At 46.5% G+C, this 15,721-nt stretch carries 18 protein-coding genes; 7 read left to right on the forward strand and 11 right to left on the reverse strand.

Annotated elements, in window-relative coordinates; translation table 11 throughout:
• Nucleotides 1–18: 18 nt before the first annotated feature.
• On the reverse strand, nucleotides 19–1,110 hold the full coding sequence (mutY, locus tag JJQ88_RS17705; protein ID WP_210367401.1) for an A/G-specific adenine glycosylase: 1,092 nt from the start codon (nucleotides 1,108–1,110) through the stop codon (nucleotides 19–21).
• A 61-nt stretch (nucleotides 1,111–1,171) separates the two neighbouring features.
• The gene (locus tag JJQ88_RS17710; RefSeq protein WP_210367369.1) at nucleotides 1,172–1,471 is read right to left on the reverse strand and encodes a hypothetical protein; all 300 of its coding nucleotides are present in this window, start codon (nucleotides 1,469–1,471) and stop codon (nucleotides 1,172–1,174) included.
• 126 nt (nucleotides 1,472–1,597) lie between these two features.
• On the opposite strand from JJQ88_RS17710, the gene JJQ88_RS17715 reads away from it, so the two are divergent.
• The gene (locus JJQ88_RS17715) at nucleotides 1,598–2,584 is read left to right on the forward strand and encodes a metal-dependent hydrolase (protein ID WP_210367370.1); all 987 of its coding nucleotides are present in this window, start codon (nucleotides 1,598–1,600) and stop codon (nucleotides 2,582–2,584) included.
• Nucleotides 2,585–2,775: 191 nt separating this feature from the next.
• Here the strand turns inward: JJQ88_RS17715 and JJQ88_RS17720 are convergent, their stop codons facing one another.
• Nucleotides 2,776–3,051, reverse strand: coding sequence for a YfhJ family protein (locus JJQ88_RS17720; RefSeq protein WP_210367371.1), 276 nt, complete (start codon nucleotides 3,049–3,051; stop codon nucleotides 2,776–2,778).
• A gap of 112 nt (nucleotides 3,052–3,163) precedes the next feature.
• Between JJQ88_RS17720 and JJQ88_RS17725 the strand changes: the two genes are divergently transcribed.
• Nucleotides 3,164–3,349, forward strand: a complete 186-nt coding sequence (locus tag JJQ88_RS17725) for a small, acid-soluble spore protein K (protein ID WP_210367372.1) — start codon at nucleotides 3,164–3,166, stop codon at nucleotides 3,347–3,349.
• A gap of 20 nt (nucleotides 3,350–3,369) precedes the next feature.
• Here the strand turns inward: JJQ88_RS17725 and JJQ88_RS17730 are convergent, their stop codons facing one another.
• Nucleotides 3,370–3,705, reverse strand: a complete 336-nt coding sequence (locus JJQ88_RS17730) for a YfhH family protein (RefSeq protein WP_210367373.1) — start codon at nucleotides 3,703–3,705, stop codon at nucleotides 3,370–3,372.
• An 88-nt stretch (nucleotides 3,706–3,793) separates the two neighbouring features.
• On the opposite strand from JJQ88_RS17730, the gene JJQ88_RS17735 reads away from it, so the two are divergent.
• Nucleotides 3,794–4,471 carry an SDR family NAD(P)-dependent oxidoreductase gene (locus JJQ88_RS17735; RefSeq protein WP_210367374.1) on the forward strand — a complete coding sequence of 226 codons (678 nt, stop codon included), beginning with the start codon at nucleotides 3,794–3,796 and terminating at the stop codon, nucleotides 4,469–4,471.
• Between the two features lie 6 nt (nucleotides 4,472–4,477).
• Here the strand turns inward: JJQ88_RS17735 and recX are convergent, their stop codons facing one another.
• The gene (gene recX / locus JJQ88_RS17740; RefSeq protein WP_210367375.1) at nucleotides 4,478–5,302 is read right to left on the reverse strand and encodes a recombination regulator RecX; all 825 of its coding nucleotides are present in this window, start codon (nucleotides 5,300–5,302) and stop codon (nucleotides 4,478–4,480) included.
• A 97-nt stretch (nucleotides 5,303–5,399) separates the two neighbouring features.
• On the opposite strand from recX, the gene JJQ88_RS17745 reads away from it, so the two are divergent.
• The 4 genes from JJQ88_RS17745 (at nucleotide 5,400) to JJQ88_RS17760 (ending at nucleotide 7,567) form a co-directional block, all read left to right on the forward strand.
• Entirely contained in the window at nucleotides 5,400–6,299 is a 900-nt protein-coding gene (locus tag JJQ88_RS17745) for a TIGR01777 family oxidoreductase (RefSeq protein ID WP_210367376.1), read from the forward strand.
• Nucleotides 6,300–6,356: 57 nt separating this feature from the next.
• Nucleotides 6,357–6,473 (forward strand): YfhE family protein, encoded by a 117-nt coding sequence (locus JJQ88_RS17750; RefSeq protein ID WP_210367377.1) that lies wholly within the window; start codon nucleotides 6,357–6,359, stop codon nucleotides 6,471–6,473.
• A gap of 85 nt (nucleotides 6,474–6,558) precedes the next feature.
• The gene (locus tag JJQ88_RS17755) at nucleotides 6,559–6,741 is read left to right on the forward strand and encodes a YfhD family protein (RefSeq protein WP_210367378.1); all 183 of its coding nucleotides are present in this window, start codon (nucleotides 6,559–6,561) and stop codon (nucleotides 6,739–6,741) included.
• Between the two features lie 574 nt (nucleotides 6,742–7,315).
• Nucleotides 7,316–7,567: an alpha/beta-type small acid-soluble spore protein gene (locus tag JJQ88_RS17760; RefSeq protein WP_210367379.1), complete on the forward strand. Its 252-nt coding sequence runs from the start codon at nucleotides 7,316–7,318 to the stop codon at nucleotides 7,565–7,567.
• 360 nt (nucleotides 7,568–7,927) lie between these two features.
• On the opposite strand, the gene JJQ88_RS17765 is transcribed toward JJQ88_RS17760, so the two are convergent.
• The 6 genes from JJQ88_RS17765 to JJQ88_RS17790 form a co-directional block, all read right to left on the reverse strand.
• Nucleotides 7,928–9,241 (reverse strand): anaerobic C4-dicarboxylate transporter family protein, encoded by a 1,314-nt coding sequence (locus JJQ88_RS17765; protein ID WP_210367380.1) that lies wholly within the window; start codon nucleotides 9,239–9,241, stop codon nucleotides 7,928–7,930.
• Nucleotides 9,242–9,615: 374 nt separating this feature from the next.
• Nucleotides 9,616–10,371, reverse strand: coding sequence for a succinate dehydrogenase iron-sulfur subunit (gene sdhB, locus JJQ88_RS17770; protein ID WP_210367381.1), 756 nt, complete (start codon nucleotides 10,369–10,371; stop codon nucleotides 9,616–9,618).
• A gap of 2 nt (nucleotides 10,372–10,373) precedes the next feature.
• Nucleotides 10,374–12,137 carry a succinate dehydrogenase flavoprotein subunit gene (sdhA, locus tag JJQ88_RS17775; RefSeq protein ID WP_210367382.1) on the reverse strand — a complete coding sequence of 588 codons (1,764 nt, stop codon included), beginning with the start codon at nucleotides 12,135–12,137 and terminating at the stop codon, nucleotides 10,374–10,376.
• A gap of 23 nt (nucleotides 12,138–12,160) precedes the next feature.
• On the reverse strand, nucleotides 12,161–12,775 hold the full coding sequence (locus JJQ88_RS17780; protein ID WP_210367383.1) for a succinate dehydrogenase cytochrome b558 subunit: 615 nt from the start codon (nucleotides 12,773–12,775) through the stop codon (nucleotides 12,161–12,163).
• Between the two features lie 29 nt (nucleotides 12,776–12,804).
• Nucleotides 12,805–14,247: an aspartate ammonia-lyase gene (aspA, locus tag JJQ88_RS17785; RefSeq protein ID WP_481748314.1), complete on the reverse strand. Its 1,443-nt coding sequence runs from the start codon at nucleotides 14,245–14,247 to the stop codon at nucleotides 12,805–12,807.
• 67 nt (nucleotides 14,248–14,314) lie between these two features.
• Nucleotides 14,315–15,628 carry an anaerobic C4-dicarboxylate transporter family protein gene (locus JJQ88_RS17790; RefSeq protein ID WP_210367385.1) on the reverse strand — a complete coding sequence of 438 codons (1,314 nt, stop codon included), beginning with the start codon at nucleotides 15,626–15,628 and terminating at the stop codon, nucleotides 14,315–14,317.
• Nucleotides 15,629–15,721: the final 93 nt, after the last annotated feature.

Raw genomic sequence — 15,721 nt, forward strand, 5'->3', positions numbered from 1 at the left:
CTGGCAAACCAATTCTGGTTAGTCAGCCCTTTTTTCGGCATCATATTGCTTCAGCATCTTTTGATATGGGACAGGAAATGCGTACTCTCCGATTTCCTCATCGGTCACAAGCTTCAGCCTAGAGGTTTCGGAAATGTCTCCTTCAAACGCTCCTTTGTATGCCTGGATGTTCCAAACAAGATGGGAAAAAACATGATCAATCTGGCCAATAGAATCGCCCACCTTCGGCCTGATGCCATAATGTTCTTCAAAATGCTCTGCCAACTCGTCCCGCTGCCGACGGAAGCCCAGAGACAGCTCCACGGAAGGAAACTCCCACAAATTTGCCAGCAATCCTGTCCCCGGACGTTTGCGGATCAGGATTTTCCCTTCTTCATTCGTGAAAACGCCTGCCGCAAGCTGGACATTCCTCTGCTTCTTCTTTTTGGTCTTCACCGGCAGCTGGTCCTGGACGCCTTCATGGAATGCATTGCAATGATCCATTACAGGGCACAAAAGACACGATGGAGATGTAGGCGTACAGATGAGTGCGCCAAGCTCCATCATCGCCTGATTGAAATAGGAAGGATTTTCATGGGAGATGATTTCCCTTACTGCTTGTTCAAAAACCTTACGCGAGGACGGTTTTGCGATATCTTCCCAGATCAACAGAATGCGCGATAAAACCCTCATCACATTTCCATCCACAGCCGGTTCAGGCTTTCCATACGCTATACTGAGAATCGCTCCTGCTGTATACGGTCCGACTCCCTTTAAAGAAGAGATTTCTTTAGGGGTATCAGGCACTTTGCCACCATATTTCTCTTGGACCTCCCTGACGGCTGCCTGCAAATTGCGCACGCGCGAATAATAGCCAAGACCTTCCCAAGCTTTCAATACTTTATCTTCATCAGCCTCTGCCAGCGCATCGATGGTTGGGAATTTTTCGAGAAAACGGGTAAAATAAGGAATGACAGTATCCACCCTTGTTTGCTGAAGCATGATTTCAGATACCCAAACCTTATACGGGTCCTTGTCCTGTCTCCAGGGCAGTTCCCGTTGTTCTGCCGAAAACCAGCTAATCAAGTCATCCTGAAAAGATTTTATGTTTATTGAACTTACAGTTGTCATATGATTATTTGCCACTTTTTGCTCCTCCTGGTGTTAATCGTTCCGGAAACTTGGGAATATATTAGTAATGTTCCTGCTTGATTGCCGCGAACCCAATCTTTTCCAGTCCTCCGGGGACAAAATCCTCCAGGCTGCCAAACACTGGATGGCTGCGGGAAAGACGCAGCTTTTTCAACGCATGGTAATGGGCTTCAGTCGGCAGATAGAAGGTTTCAACAAAATGGTTCAGCTGTTCCGACTGGCTGCAGGAGAACATATCAGCCTCAAAAACAGGAAGCATTGCAGAAATTTTGCTCAATACTTCTTTGTATGGTTCGAGTAGATTTTGTTTAATCTCGTAATGAACAATCATTTGGATCATGCGGGACAGCTCCTTTTTTTGAATTTCTCCCAAAAGGCCTGGTGCTGTACAGCCCTTTAAAAGTAAACTATAATCACAACCATGACAAGGATTTCAAATCAAATTTTTAACGAGGAGGGGGCTAATATGGATACAGGAACCCACGTTGTAATGGGCTTTGCGCTTGGCGGATTGGCCACGCTGGACCCAGTCGTCAGCGGAAGCTCCGCTACGGCCGGAAGCGTCCTGATCGCTACAATCATTGGCTCACAAATCCCGGATATTGATACAATTTTAAAGTTAAGGAATAACGCGGTCTATATCAGGAACCACCGCGGCATCACGCATTCCATTCCTGCAGTCCTGCTTTGGCCGCTCCTGATAACCGGGGTGATATACTCTTTTTATCCGGAAGCGAACCTGCTGCATTTATGGATTTGGACATTCATTGCGGTTTTCCTTCATGTTTTTGTCGACATTTTCAACGCCTATGGAACCCAGGCTTTAAGGCCGTTTTCGTCGAAATGGGTCGCTTTGGGGATCATCAACACGTTTGATCCGATTATTTTTGCGGTCCATGTCGCTGGATTGTTCCTTTGGGCTTTCGGGGCAGACCCCGGTTATACGTTCCTGGCGATTTACTTCTCCCTGATTGGCTACTATATCTACCGATACATCCATAAGCGCCGTGTCCTTAAAGCTGTGAAAAAAATCGTGCCCGACGCAACGGACATCATTGTCGCCCCGACAATGAGATTCCATCATTGGAGAGTAGCGGTCATGAACAAACGCCAGTTTTTTGTAGGGCGGGCCCATAAAAACCACGTCCGCATTCTCGATCAGTTCAACCGGGTTCCCGTGCCGGAGACACCTGTACTCGAAGCTGCTAAAAAAGATAAGAACCTTTCGGCTTTCCTTTCGTTTTCTCCGGTGTACCGCTGGGAATGCGATGAATATGATGATTATTACGAGGTCAGGTTCATCGATTTGCGTTACCGGAGCAATGGGTATTACCCCTTTGTTGCAGTCGTGAACCTTAACAAGGATCTGGAGATCCTAAGCTCATACACAGGCTGGATCTACAGTGAAGAAAAACTGAGGAAAAAACTCGAATTCATCCCAGGTGAAGGTTAAGGAAAGCATAAGCAGCCGATATATACCGGAATGCTGGAAACTCATCCATGAGAGGCATGAAATCGAGGCGGTGGAAGCTTCTCCTTGACTTCATCGCGTGTGCCAACCGGCCTAGCTAGGCTGGGAGCCGGCTGGAAAGTAAAAATTCATCATTAAGCTAAAAACCCTGGCAAAGAGCCGGGGTTTTTAGCTTAATGATGTTTTGGCCCCTCATCGCCCAGTCCCAGCAGATGCTTGTATTTGGGGTTTCTTTTCACAAAGTCATGGAGTTGGGCGCCATAGTGCTCGATCCATTGGCGGACGACCTTCTCGGTCACAGCGCTGCCCATATAATCATGGCCTGCTTTTGCATACGTGGCTTCAAAATCCTCCGATAATAATTCAACCCATGTCAACGCTTGTTCGTAGGTTAGCTCCTTATTCTTTTCCAGCAACAATTTGGCCAACCGGTCATGATATTCCTGCATGCAGCTCCTCCTTTGCCAATTTTTGATTTCATGCCTAATGCATCTTTATCCCATACTATTAATGCGTGCAGCCTTTGGCGTACACGTAATCTCACCTGTCATGGAGGCCCATATGCGCAATAAAGCGAAGAACTTCCCGAATGTGCATGGCAATAAGCTTGAAGGCGAACCGCGGGCAAAAGCGGAATATGCTTCCACAAGGGCGGATGGTACGATCAATACTCATCCGCAGGAACGCATGTATGCTTCATCCCATCGCGAGGACGATACTTCAGCCGCCATCAAAGATCAAAAATAGACTCAAGGCAAAACCAGAACTCATTTCTGGTTTTGCTCCAATTTTACCAGAAGGGAAATAGGGAGTGCTTCTTCTTTTCCAGTGCCTCCAAGGCGTGTCCCCCAGGCAAATATCCCATTCATATACCCAATTTTGAAATACTGTCCCGGATCCCCCTCGATTTGATAAACCTCCCCAGGCTTAAAATCTTCGGGATCCAGCAAATAGGCCTTTGCCATCGCGGCTTTCCGTTCAAGGACAGCATATTCGTTCACCATGCCCATCTGCTCAGCCTTCCTTGCTTTTTCATGCAAGGCAGCAATCTCCTGCTTCAATTCGTATTCCGACATCTCGCTGTAGCGTTTATCTCTTGTCATATCCTTCACTCCCGGATTGCTTTTGCTTTCAACATATTTAAATTTACTATATAACTAAAGTATAGCATGTAATTTTAAGGAGGCTATCATGAAAGCGATCATTATCACAGGAGCTGGTTCAGGGCTTGGAAGGGAACTCTCTTTGCTGTTGGCCGGTCAAGGATACCATTTGATTTTGGCAGGAAGGTCCGAAGCTAAGCTGGCTGAGACGAAATCCCGAATCGAGAAGTCCGGCGGGAACGCAACAACAATCGTACTCGATGTCAGGAATCTCGAGGATGTGAAAGAAAAGGCAATCCTGTTGAATAAAAAATTCACGCTATATGGTCTCGTCAATAACGCAGGAGTCGGCTATTTTGGCCCGTTCCTCCAGACATCCGACAAGGAAATCGAAGAGATGGTACAGATCAATGTACTAGGCACCATCCAAATGACAAATGCCTTCCTTCCTTATTTAGAAATGAACGAGGAAGGGCTTGTTTTGAATATCATATCGACAGCCGGGCTGCGCGGCAAGAAGAACGAGGCTGTCTATTGCGCAAGTAAATTCGCGGTAAGAGGATTCACCGAAAGCCTTCAAAAGGAATATGAAAACTCAGGGGTGCGTATCGTTGGAGCCTATATGGGCGGGATGGATACCAAGTTCTGGGAAGGCAGCGACCATGTCTCAGACCCTTCAAGGCTCCGGTCACCTGCCGAAGTAGCGGCATTGATCATCGACAACCTGGACAAGGAAGAAATCATTATAGAATCAAAAAAATCATGACAACTGTCATGATTTTTTTGATTCTTCCTTTTCCTTTTCAGAGATGAAGTGGTCAATCAGATCCATCGTAAAGCCTTTCCGGTAAAGAGCCATTTTCATTTTTTGCCTGTACTCATGTTCCGGGAGCGTCGCAAACTTGCCATGGAATTTTTCACCATGATAGCGGAGTGCCTCCATCTCATCCACTTCGTCTTTTTCCAGCTCTATTTCTTCAAGGGCAGCGCGGATAATCGAAAAGGAGTAACCTTTCCTTTGCAGCATCTGCTCAAGCTTCTGTTTAAGGATCCTTGAAGAATCCTTCCTATTTTTATGGGCATACTTTTCACTGAGCTTGATAGCTTTTGCAAGCTGGTCATCAAAAGTGGCTTCCCCAATCACTTTATCGATTTTTCCCTGATCAATCCCTTTTTCCTTTAACCCACGTTTGATCAGCTCAGCCCCCTTGTCAGTCGTATTCAATTGCGTACGTACAAAAGCAGCCGCAAATTCATCATCATTCAAAAATTTCAATTCATAAAGCTTGTGCACTGCTTCCTGGATGACATGCTCTGCCATGTCCTTCTTTTTCAGGTAGTCGCGAACTTCTGCCTCTGAACGCATTCTATATGCCATATACTGGACGGCCATATTGAAGGCTTTGCGGATATCATCCTGGACAAGCATTTCCGAGATCGACAACTCATCAAGTTCCATCCCTTTTTTCAACTGATGCCGGATCAGGACGTCTTCATCGACACTGAAAGCATATTCTTCACCGCTGCCACTGTCGGTAAAAATGCTGTATCGGTCCTTGTTATGCTTTTGAACAGATATTTTCGTAATGACAGGCATTTTTTTCACCTCTGTTTTAAATGTAACACATTGAAAGAGGGTATTTCATGGAAAAGGAAGTACAATTAAAGAAGTGGACCTTAAGGAGGAATCATTGATGAAGATAGTGATTACAGGCGGCACGGGCCTTGTCGGCCAGGCATTGACCAGCGAATTGATCCGAAACGGCCATAATGTGGTTATCCTTACGAGAAAAAGCAGGACGGCTGATAATCAAGGCATTCAATATGTCCGGTGGCTAAATCCTGGTGATAAACCTGAAGAAATGCTTGATGGAACAAATGCAATCGTGAATCTTGCAGGCGCCACGATCAACGGACGATGGACAGAAGATTACAAACAAAAAATCCTGGACAGCAGGCTGGATGCAGCCGCGGAAATCACCAGAATTATCAGCTCGTTGAAAACCAAACCCGAAGCGCTGATCAATGCCAGTGCAGTTGGATTTTATGGCACTTCCGAAGACGAAGTATTCACTGAAACATCGCCGGCAGGAAAGTATTTCCTTGCATCAACGACCGTTCAGTGGGAAGCTGCAGCAATGAAAGCAGGGGATTTAGGACTCCGTGTAGTATTATCCCGGTTCGGTGTCATACTCGATAAAAATGGCGGTGCCCTTCCAAGGATGGCGCAGCCATATAAATTGTTCGCAGGCGGCAGAGTCGGGTCAGGTTCCCAATGGCTTTCATGGATCCATATTGAAGATGTGGTCCAAGGAATCATTTTTGCGATTAAGCACCCCCACCTTGCCGGGCCCGTAAACTTCACAGCCCCCTCACCTGTACGAATGGAGCAGTTCGGAAAGACCCTGTCCAATGTCATGGAACGGCCACATTGGTTTCCAGTTCCTTCCTTCATGCTGAAATTGCTGCTTGGCGAAATGAGTATGCTTGTGCTTCAAGGCCAGCGGGCAATTCCTGAAAAACTCCTTACCTCTGGTTATGCCTTCCGCTATCCAGAGCTGAATCAGGCATTGAAAAACATTTTCGATGTTTAACCTTTCCGCCTGGGGAGATACTTGTAAGGTAAATCAGTTTGGAAGGGACGGATCCAGTTGGAAAAAAAGAAGCGCGAACAAACAAAAAACACTTTATCAAGTATGCAGGAAGTAACCTACAGCCGTGAATTCAAAAAGGCAGACCGGGCCGGCGGGTATATTGGAAAGAGATAACCTGTATGAAAGAACAGCAACCGGCAAACCTTAAAGGTGCGGGAATATTCCATTTCCGCATTTTAGACAGGAAGGGGTTTTCCAAATGGGACGTTCAAGAGGACAAAGAACACGCGACCGAAACAAAGCATCACTTCCACAGGTTCCCAAGAATCTTAAGTCTGACGGCCTTGATGTTGAAATCGCCCGTGACCTTGCAGACCATGATGATCTGGAAGCCATGGCCCGTTCAAAAGCAGCCGACGAACGTGCCAGGAACAGAAAATAACCCTTTAAACAAAGCAAAAAGCAGGATATTCATCCTGCTTTTTGCTTTGTTTAAAGGGGGAGGGGGAAATGTTCATCACAAGTAATGATGGGATCAAAGTTTGTGAATAAATTCACTAACTTTTGATAATTTAAATATACTCTATTTTTCTCCTCGATACAATGAGGTTCACCAATAATTCACAAAAAAAAATGCGGATATCCACAACGCTGTGGATACTGTTGATAACTTTCCACATGCCTTATCGAGCAACACTTGCTTAATTGAGGACAAACTCCCTTGTTTTTGTGGATAATGTGGATAAACCTGTGGAATACTTATGAATCAAGCATTTTATCTGTTGATATGTTTGAGGATAAAAAAAGCCGCTATCGACAAGCTGCGCAGATATAACCTCCCTGTACCAATCGTTTTCCAGAGTGCCGAAAGCCTGGCACACCTTATTTTCCTCCTGCTTTTTTACCAATGTTGCAGCTGTGATGAACTCGTCATAACTCTTTCCAAAAGCTTGAACAAATAAATTTATTCACCTTTACAAACAATAAAGCAAAATGCAATTCAAGGAGGGTTAGCAATGGCTAGAAGAAGAAAGATCCTTGTACCAGAAGCACGAGATGCGCTTGATGATTTGAAAGCCAGGGTCGCCGGTACGCTGAAAGCCGAAGATGCAAAATTCGAAACCGCGAGAGAAGCAGGTATCCCACTGAAAAAAGGCTATAACGGAAACCTGACAACCCGGGAGGCTGGAAGGATTGGCGGCAAGCTAGGCGGAAGCATGGTAAGGGAACTTGTAAAAATGGCACAGGAAAACTTAAAAAACAAATAAGATCCCTTGACAGCACAAAAAATATCATGTAAAGTTATATATTGCTTCGCCTTTATAAAAGAAGTAACTTGAAACACACCATTAAACAATGTAAACATGAAATGGCATTCTGCTTTATTTTTTAGGTAACAACTTATTCACACTGGATCGGCTTCGGAGCCGTTAGGATGCAAGAGAGGTAGGGCTTGCGTCGTTTAGGTTTTAAAAATGGCCAAGTGGAATTTTGTACCGCGGCACAGTTTATAATTGATGGACAATATACATCTTGTGAGGTAGCAAGTTACTCAAAAGCGGACCAAGCCGGTCCGCTTTTTCAATTAACGTAAGCCGGGCGTCCAGCCGATGGACGCCCGGCTTTTTTCAAAGGACGATCGTACTGAGCAAAATACCGATCGCGACTGCTCCGATTGTCGCCACAAGGCCAGGGACCATGAAGCTGTGATTGAGGATGTACTTTCCGATACGCGTTGTGCCTGTCCGGTCAAAGTTGATCGCCGCGACGACCGTGGGGTAGTTAGGGATGAAGAAATACCCATTCACCGCCGGGAACATCGCGATCAATAAAGCAGGATTGATGCCAAGCGTGATTCCAAGCGGCATTAACGTCCTGACTGTCGCAGCCTGGCTGTACAGGAGGATGGACAGAGCAAACAACGCTACGGCGAATAGCCATGGAGCTGCTGTAACAAGATCTGAGATTGATCCAGAGATAACCTCTATATTTCCCTGGAAGAAAGTATCCCCCATCCATGCGATGCCAAATATCGCGACAACAGCGGCGGCACCCGCCTTGAATACGCTGCCTGAAATAATCTCCTCTACTTTCGGTTTCGCAAGGATAATAATCATGGCGGCAATCGTCAGCATGACGATTTCGATAGCGGCCGGCATCCCCATTCTTGTGAAGACCCCCTCGATTTCCCAGCCCGGCCGGAGCTCTGGGATGGAACCAAGAATGACGACAAGGATAGCGGCAAGCAAAAAAAGTATGACAGAAAGCTTGGCGCCTGAATCAGCGGCATATGCTTTTTTATCTTTTTGGATCGGAATGAGCCCCTCTTCCAGGCGCTTCAAATACTCAGCATCCATGGACAGTTCCTTGCCCATTCTGCTTGCGGCGAACGCAGCGATCATGCAGGCAATGGATGTTGATGGAACACAGATCAGCATGATTTGCAGCAGGCTGATATTAAAGTCGGCCAGCAATGCAAGCATGGCGACAGTGGCGGCAGAAATCGGGCTGGCGGTAATCGCCTGCTGGGAGGCAATCACGGCGATTGACATCGGCCGTTCCGGACGGACCCCGGATTCCCTCGACACTTCAGCAATGACAGGAAGAACTGAATACGCAACGTGTCCAGTCCCTGCAAAGAAAGTGAAAATGTAAGTAACCATAGGGGCTATGAAAGTGATCCGTTTTGGGTTTTTCCGCAATGCTTTTTCTGCCAGATAGACAAGATATTCCATTCCTCCAGCTGCCTGCAATGCACCTGCAGCAGTTATGACAGCCAAAATCATCAGCATGACATCAATCGGAGCAGATGTAGGCTGCAGCCCGAATCCAAATACGAGGATTGCCAGCCCCACTCCTCCCATTACGCCCAGGCCAACGCCGCCAAGGCGGGCTCCAATAAAGATGCAGGCCATCACGATTAGAAATTGAATCCATAACATGTCCCTTCCCTCCCGGGTAATGATGATGCTTGATGCTGTACCATCCAAAGGAATGGCGCCTGTTCGTAGTGAATCATTTCACATAAAGTACCATAAAAAAATAAAAAAATGGGAAAAGAATCGTCAAGCTTCCTAAAAACCAAAAAACTTCTCCTTTTTTGGACACTATCCCACATTTTTTCCCATCAACCATCTTTTCTATTCCCGGCAATCTTCTAAAAGAAACCTTCAATCGGCATAACATTAAGGTCTACCTTGACCTGGTCAAATTGATTTTTAAAGACCTCCAGTAACAGGACGGCCCATTGCAGCCATTCCCTATTTCTTTTTGATCAAAACAAATGCCGGTTCATTCCGAACCGGCATTTGAGTATTCAAAAGCTTCCAAAAAAGCTCTTAATGGAATGTACTGTAACTTGGCGGTTTAGATGGGCGAGAGATGTCGTGAGCGGTATTCCTTTTGGACAAACCTCGACACAATTTTGCGAATTCCCGCATGTCGTGATGCCGCCCTCTCCCATGATGGCTTCCAGACGTTCTCCTTTATGCATGGCGCCTGTTGGGTGCGCATTAAAGAGGCGGACCTGGGATAAAGGCGCCGGTCCCATGAAAGGAGAATGATCATTCACATTTGGGCATGCTTCAAGGCAGCAGCCGCAGGTCATACACTTTGAAAGTTCATAAGCCCACTGCCGCGTGTTCTCAGGCATTCGCGGACCAGGACCTAAATCATGCGTCCCATCGATTGGAATCCACGCTTTCACTTTTTTAAGCGAATCGAACATTCTCTGCCGATCTACAGCCAGATCGCGAATCACAGGAAATGTGCTTAATGGTTCAATCCGGATCGGCTGTTCCAGGCGGTCAATCAATGAAGAACATGCCTGTTGCGGCTTTCCATTGATGACCATCGAACATGCACCGCAGACCTCTTCAAGGCAAACGGATTCCCAAATGACTGGTGTCGTTTTTTCACCCTTGGCGTTGACTGGTTTTTTCTGTATTTCCATCAACGCCGAAATGATGTTCATATTCGGGCGGTAGGGTATGTGAAAATCCTCAAGATAAGGGGCTGAAGTAGCATCTCTCTGCCTTTTGATGATTAAGTGGATTTTTTTCTCTGCAGGCATGATTACTTTGCTCCTTTCTTGGATTTTGTGTAATCGCGTTTTCTTGGTGCAATTAACGACACATCGACTTTTTCATAGGATAATTCAGGCAATTTCGTTTTAGGATTAAACTTGGCCATTGTGGTTTTCAGCCATTCTTCGTCATTGCGTTCTGGATACTCAGGCTTGTAATGGGCGCCGCGGCTTTCATTTCTTTGGTAAGCTCCAAGTGTGATCACATGCGCTAAATTGATCATTCCTTCAAGCTGTCGAGTGAATGATGCGCCTGAGTTGCTCCATCTTGCCGTATCTTCTATGTTGATCCGCTTGTACCGTTCTTTGAATTCCTGAAGTTTTTCATAAGTCAATTTCAATTTTTTATTTTCCCGCACGACTGTCACGTTTGCTGTCATCAGTTCCCCAAGCTCTTTATGGAGCAAGTATGCGTTTTCGTTTCCATCCATCTTCAGAATGGATTCATATTTCAGCTTGTCTTTGTTTACATACTGATCAAAGGTAGAATCCGGTATGGCGCTGGCTGACTTGTCCAATCCTTGAATATATTCCAGGGCTGACGGACCAGCAACCATGCCGCCATAAACAGCTGACAACAGGGAATTGGCACCTAAGCGATTCGCACCATGCTGGGAGTAATCACATTCACCCGCTGCAAACAGTCCTGGAATACTCGTTCTTTGATCAAAGTCAACCCACAATCCGCCCATGGAATAATGGACTGCCGGAAAAATTTTCATTGGGACTTTGCGCGGATCATCCCCCATGAATTTTTCGTAAATTTCCATGATTCCCCCAAGCTTGATATCAAGCTGTTTGGAATCAATATGTGACAGATCAAGATATACTTTGTTTTCTCCGTCTATTCCAAGCTTCTGGCTCACACAAACATCAAATATTTCACGCGTGGCAATATCCCTCGGGACTAGATTTCCGTATGCAGGGTATTTCTCTTCGAGGAAGTACCAAGGCTTCCCGTCCTTATAAGTCCAGACCCTGCCACCCTCTCCTCGCGCAGATTCACTCATCAGGCGATTCTTGTCGTCACCTGGAATGGCCGTAGGGTGGATTTGAATGAATTCACCATTCGCATAAACCGCACCCTGCTCATACAATCTGGCAGCTGCATATCCCGTATTGATCGTCGAATTGGTTGATTTTCCAAAAATTAGTCCAGGACCACCAGTCGCAATGATGACCGCATCCGCTGGAAATGGATGAATTTCCATTGTCCTCAGATTCTGGGCGGTTAACCCCCGGCAGATTCCCTCATCATCAACGACGGCCGAAACGAATTCCCAGTTTTCAAATTTCGTGACAAGCCCATCGACTTCATATTTCCTGACTTGTTCGTCCAGCGCATACAAGAGCTGCTGCCCGGTTGTCGCTCCGGCAAAAGCAGTGCGATGATGCTGTGTTCCTCCAAACCTGCGGAAATCAAGCAAACCTTCGGGTGTCCGGTTAAACATGACCCCCATGCGATCAAACATGTGGATGATTTTCGGGGCCGCTTCACACATCGCCCTGACCGGAGGCTGGTTGGCAAGGAAATCTCCGCCGTATACTGAATCATCAAAATGCTCCCATGGAGAATCATTCTCTCCTTTTGTATTCACTGCTCCATTGATTCCCCCTTGTGCACATACAGAATGCGATCGTTTTACGGGAACGATGGAGAATAAGTCAACCCTCGTGCCGCTTTCCGCTATCTTGATGGCCGCCATCAATCCTGCGAGACCACCGCCGACTATTGCGATTGTACCCTTGCTCATTTGAATGCCCTCCTATCCAGCTATCAAGCAAATGCAAGTATTGCGCGTACACCAATGATGGATAGTACGACAAATAATCCGAATGTAATATATGAAAATACTTTTTGTGATTTCGGGGAAACTGTGATTCCCCATGTGATCAGGAAAGTCCATATGCCATTCGCGAAATGATAAATGGACGAAACAATCCCGACAATGTACAATCCTAAAGAAACGGGGCTGTCTACTATATTGGCCATTAGATTGAAGTTTGCTTCGGCTCCAAAGAATTCGACTTGGACCTTCGTTTCCCATATGTGCCAGGTAACGAAAATAAATGTGATCACTCCCGTCAATCTTTGCAGGAAGAATTTCCAGTTCCGGACAAAACCGTATCGCCCTACATTGTTTTTCGCCTGGAACGCTATATAAATTCCGTAAATTGCATGGAAATACAGAGGAATGAAAATGATGAAGGCCTCAAGGAAATATTTGAAGGGCAAATTCACCATGATTCCTGCTGCCGTATTATAAGCATCCTGTCCCCATGTTGCTGTATAGTTGACGAAAAGGTGAACCGTCAGGAACACCCCGACCGGGATGATTCCTGACAGTGAGTGAAGCTTTCTGTATAAATGCTGGTTCCTTCCGTGCTCCATGATAACGCCTCCTTAAGTGCTGCCCTCGCTTACACCAATAGCTCTTCTTCCTTTTTTTTATCGATCAATTCCTTGCCCGAAATACCCGGATGCGTCATTTCAAATGGGTTAAGAATCGTATCGAGTTCCTTATTTGTCAACACCCCGCGTTCCAGTACGATTTCACGGACTGGACGATTTGATACAATCGCTTCCCTGGCGACAGAAGCTGCGGTTTCATATCCTACGTGCGGATTGATTGCGGTGATGACTCCTACGCTGTTATTGACGTAAGCTTTCATTCTCTCTTCATTGGCTGTAATGCCGCTTAAGCAATGTTCACGGAAGACAGCGAAGACATTTGTCATGATTTTTATCGATTGGAGGAGATTGTATACAATGACTGGTTCCATGACATTCAACTCGAATTGGCCCGCCTCCGCTGCCATGCTGATTGTCAAATCATTTCCGACAACCTGGAATGCACTCTGGTTCAAAACTTCCGCCATCACCGGATTGACTTTTCCGGGCATGATCGATGAACCTGGCTGCCGGGCAGGGAGATTGATTTCCCCGAATCCGCAGCGAGGACCTGAAGTCATCATCCTAAGATCGTTCGCGATTTTGGACATGTTCAGCATGCAGACTTTCAATGCAGCTGAAACTTCAATATAGCAATCGGTATTCTGTGTCCCATCGACAAGGTTTTCTGAACCCTTTAGCGGGAATCCGCTGAATTCCACAAGATAGTCCACAGCCTTTTGGATATAGACGGGATCAGCATTAAGGCCAGTTCCGACTGCCGTAGCACCCATGTTCACTTCGTATAAATGTTCCCTGGTTGCGCTGATTCTCTTAATATCCCTTTTTAAAACTCTTGCGTATGCCTCGAATTCCTGGCCAAGACGAATCGGAACGGCGTCCTGCAGATGCGTGCGGCCCATTTTAATCATGCCCGCAAACTCCTTGCCCTTTTTCATGAATTCCTCATGGAGACCTTCCATCACTTCAAGTAACCCTTCAAGAGTTGCCAGTGTTGAAAGGTGGATGGCAGTAGGGAAGGAATCGTTGGTTGACTGTGCCATATTGACATGTGAATTCGGACTGATGATCTTATAGCTTCCCTTCTGTTCGTCCATCAACTCCAATGCCCTGTTAGCAATCACTTCATTCGTGTTCATATTGATGGATGTGCCGGCTCCGCCCTGGATAGGGTCAACAATGAATTGATCATGCAGTTTCCCTTCGATCACATCATCTGCAGCCTTGGCGATTGCGTCCGCAATCTTCCTATCAAGCTGGCCGATATCAGCATTTGCGAGAGCGGCCGCTTTTTTCACGATAGCCATTGCCTTGATTAATGCTTCATCAATTCGGGAACCAGTTATCGGGAAATTCTCGATGGCCCGCATTGTCTGCACCCCATAATAAGCATTGGCAGGAACCTTTTTCTCTCCCAAAAAATCTTTCTCGACCCTGAATTGATCTTTCATTTTCTTCATCTCCCATTTTCAATGATGCGCAGCCGGCAACTAGGCCAACTGCGGTCCAAAAGATTTCTTACAGTACAATCGTGCTTAACAGGATACCGATTCCTACTGCGCCGGTTGTAGCAACCAGTCCGGGAACCATGAAACTATGGTTCAGGATATATTTTCCGATCCGTGTTGTCCCTGTTCTGTCGAAGTTAATGGCCGCAACTACGGTTGGATAGTTCGGAATGAAAAAGTACCCATTCACTGCCGGGAACATCGCGATCAATAATGCCGGGTTGATCCCAAGTGTGATTCCCAGCGGCATTAAAGTCCTGACAGTTGCTGCCTGGCTGTACAGAAGGATGGATAAGGCGAATAAAGCGACAGCGAATAACCAAGGCGCTGCTGTCACAAGATCAGAAATCGAACCCGAGATAGCGGCGATATTTCCCTGGAAGAAGGTATCCCCCATCCAGGCAATCCCGAAGATAGCTACAACAGCTGCTGCGCCAGCTTTGAATACGGATCCTGAGACGATTTCTTCGACTTTCGGCTTTGCGAATATGATGATCATCGCCGCGATGGTAAGCATCACGATTTCAATCGCAGCCGGCATTCCCATCCTTGTGAACACTCCGTCAATCTCCCATCCTGGGCGGAGTTCCGGAATGGACCCAAGAATAACGACCAGTACTGCTGCCAGCAAAAACAGGATGACGGAAAGCTTTGCACCTGGGTTGGCCGTATAGGCCTTTTTATCTTTTTTGATTGGTGCGAGACCTTCTTCAAGACGCTTCAGATACTCTGCATCCATGTTCAATTCCTTGCCCATCTTGCTGGCAACGAAAGCTGCGATCATGCAGGCGATGAAAGTGGAAGGGACACAGATTAACATGATTTGCATAAGGCTGATCTTGAAATCCGCCAAAAGGGCGAGCATCGCTACCGTTGCTGCTGATATTGGACTGGCGGTGATCGCTTGCTGCGACGCGATGACTGCGATGGACATCGGACGTTCTGGACGGACGCCTGATTCCCTTGAAACCTCTGCGATGACAGGAAGTACAGAGTATGCTACATGGCCTGTGCCGGCAAAGAAAGTGAAAATGTAAGTAACCATCGGTGCTATGAAAGTGATTCGTTTAGGATTTTTCCGCAGTGCCTTTTCAGCCAGATAGACGAGATATTCCATCCCGCCAGCTGCCTGGAGCGCACCCGCCGCGGTGATGACCGCCAATATCATCAGCATGACATCAATAGGTGCTGAAGTCGGCTGCAGCCCGAATCCAAATACGAGGATTGCAAGGCCAACGCCCCCCATCACTCCAAGACCGACTCCACCAAGACGGGCACCAATAAATATACATGCCATAACAATTAAAAATTGAATCCAAAACATTTTGGTTTCCTCCCTGGGAATGGATTGTTAAGTTATGAATGCTAAAGGCCAACATGAATTGCTAAAAATGACGTTTTTCACGAACATTGATTT

It is taken from the genome of Bacillus sp. REN3 (assembly GCF_017912555.1).
Classification (GTDB): domain Bacteria; phylum Bacillota; class Bacilli; order Bacillales; family Cytobacillaceae; genus Mesobacillus.